Origin of the sequence: Rathayibacter iranicus NCPPB 2253 = VKM Ac-1602 (assembly GCF_003149025.1) — a bacterium.
GTDB lineage: Bacteria > Actinomycetota > Actinomycetes > Actinomycetales > Microbacteriaceae > Rathayibacter > Rathayibacter iranicus.
This window is the reverse complement of sequence record NZ_QGDV01000040.1, coordinates 1-2,480: the sequence shown is the minus strand read 5'-3', so window position 1 is coordinate 2,480 and position 2,480 is coordinate 1. Positions and strand designations below refer to the sequence as shown.

Sequence of the window (2,480 nt, the reverse complement as noted above, 5' to 3'; positions counted from 1 at the left end):
GCGGCAGCATATCGAGAAGCGCTTGGTGACACCGAAGTCCTCAATAGACCGAACGCTGTGCGCGACAGATTCGACCTGATCACCCAATCCCCAGATAGAACCCGGCTGACCTTCACCGAAGCGAAAGGTGGCGATGCGAAGCTCAGCAGTACAGGTCGCAAAGTCGACGGAGAATCGGCGGGGCAAGGTTCTACGACCTACTTCAATGACCTATTCCAGAAAGATCCGGAGTTTCGGGCCTGGTTAGACGAGAATCCTGGCGTTCTCGAAAAACTGCAGAAAGGTGAGATCAAGATCGAATATCAGATGGTCAGAGCGCGACCGGACGGAACCGTGGAAGTCTCTGATCTGGTACTCGACCAGAGCGCTCTGGTATTGGAGTAACAAACCTTGCGATCAAGCGCACGAATGTCTATACTAGGAGAATTATGAGTGATTTCACACGGCTGAACGCCGACCAACTACGTCCAATAATCGAGGCTTCTCGAGCACTAAAATGGCCTGCTACGAGAGCGGATATAATGTCGGTAGCCGAAAAGCTTCATTGGGAGATTACTTCAGACGGCGAAGATGGCATTGATCTGCTTTCTGCGCTACCCCTGAGTGATAACCGGGTCAACGTGCTCTTGAGCGATGAATGCGTTCTAAAAGTCGACATCCCAGTCTCAGACAGAGTACGAAACATAGATAACGATCTGCAACCTGATCTGAGGTCAAGCTTCCGCGCGATCGTTGACGACGTCAACGTCATCCTCGACGGCGGAAAGACGAAGACTCCTGGTATGCGTCAATATCACTGGGATTTCGACGATTCAAGCCGCCTCGCAGTAGAGAATATTGGTGCAAAGATCATCCTTCAAGTCTTGTCACCACACTGGGCGAATGTTGAGCGCGAAGAGGAGCGCCAAGGGCTTGATCCCTCACGTCCGTTCGATGACCATCAAGAGTCCGACATCTGAATAACCAATATGGCAGCTTTCAAGCGGTTATTGAGGGGCAACCGATCAAGACTGTCCATGTCATTGTTCACAATGTGCGATAATTGAAAGTATTGTCATAACGACAATATATGTTATTTCACTGAATGGCGCTTCTGATATGGAGCTCCCCAACGACCTATTCGTTGAGGAGGTTATCCGTAAGGCTCCCACATTGATGAACGACAAAGATCAGTTCGCGATTTCTTTGAGGCTTATGCAAAACTCGCTTGAGCGTCACAAAACCCCAGGTCAAAGGCACCTTCGTTAAGCGCGTGATTCCGTTTTGCATAAGCCTCTTTGTCTCGCCTCCCGGAGGGCAGGCGGTTGTGGGATGATGTGCCTGGTTCTTGGGCGGACTTGTTTTTGCAGGCTGCTGGGAGTTCTGCTGCGATAATGATCGAGGTGCGTAAGCAGAATGTGGTGGGTACGCCGTTCAGCGCGGGTGCGACGTTGGCGTTCGCGGGGCTGGGTGGGTCGCTGATCGTGGGGGGTGTGAACAGCGCGATTAACGACGCGTCGATCGCGTCGACCGGTGAGGGGTTGAACCTGGCCGGGATGGCCAGCGATCAGGTGGCCCAATGGTATGACGTCACTGTGATGCGGCCGGCGGTCGAGTCCGGGTCGTGGGCGGGGCAGCTCGTCGCTGGTGTCGGGTCTGGCGTGGGGCAGCTGGTCAGCGGTGCGGCGCAGATGAATTTGCGTGACACGGGGCGTGGGATCGAGGCCCTCGTCTTCGATGAGGACGTGCGTAACCAGGCGTGGCAGCAGGTTACGACGCTCGTTGACCAGGTTCGCGCGGGTAACCCGGTGGTGATCGGACAGATCGTTGGGAATATCCTGCCCGGAGCGGCGGCGTTGAAGATCGCGAAAACGAGCGGACTTCTGGGCGAGGCCAACAAGGTCGCCGACTTCGGGAAACCCATCATCACGAACCCGAGCAGGACCACCAGCGCACTGGACTGGCTTAAGAATGACCTCGGCGCGGGAGGGGTGACAGTCAGCAACGTATTCGAGCCGACGATACGGCCAGCAGACGGCATTGACGGGGCGACCGTGAAGTCGCGTGGTGTCGACCAGCCGGGCGGTAGTAATGCTCCGGGTCCGGTGAAGTATCCGACTGGCCGGTTGCCGAAGTATGGTATACCGAACTCTTTCGGGTATGATTCTGACGGGGTTCGTCTTCCTTACGCGAATAGTCGCCCTGCTTACGCGCCCGGACAAGTCAAAAGGGTGTGGAGGGAAACCCGCAGGAAACAAGTGAGCGACATCAGGGCCGGCGAGCCGGGGGCCCCGCCGAGGTGCCCCAAGCGGCATCAGCTCTGGGTCAAAGACAAGTCAGGCGAATGGAAACTTATCAAGTGGCGACCTGGAGAACCCCGCGCTGGCCTCTGGGACATGGGACACATCCCAACGGCCAAATATGCCAAACTTCGAAACCAGTACCTCAATCATGAAATCACGAAGGAAAAATTCTTAGAAGAATATCACAAAGCGGAGAAT

General features: G+C 55.3%; 3 protein-coding genes. All 3 read left to right on the top strand.

Going from position 1 to position 2,480, the window contains the following annotated elements:
* A partial coding sequence (locus tag B0H03_RS16845) for a hypothetical protein (protein WP_207774266.1) occupies window positions 1-384 on the top strand: 384 nt, incomplete at its 5' end.
* 44 nt (window positions 385-428) lie between these two features.
* On the top strand, window positions 429-959 hold the full coding sequence (locus B0H03_RS15970) for a DUF6301 family protein (protein WP_127843845.1): 531 nt from the start codon (window positions 429-431) through the stop codon (window positions 957-959).
* Between the two features lie 414 nt (window positions 960-1,373).
* A partial coding sequence (locus B0H03_RS15965; RefSeq protein ID WP_207774265.1) for a GH-E family nuclease occupies window positions 1,374-2,480 on the top strand: 1,107 nt, incomplete at its 3' end.

What these genes read in the sequence shown, in the direction of transcription:
- B0H03_RS15970 (WP_127843845.1), top strand. Translation starts at nt 429, where the DNA reads ATGAGTGATTTCACACGGCTGAACGCCGACCAACTACGTCCAATAATC.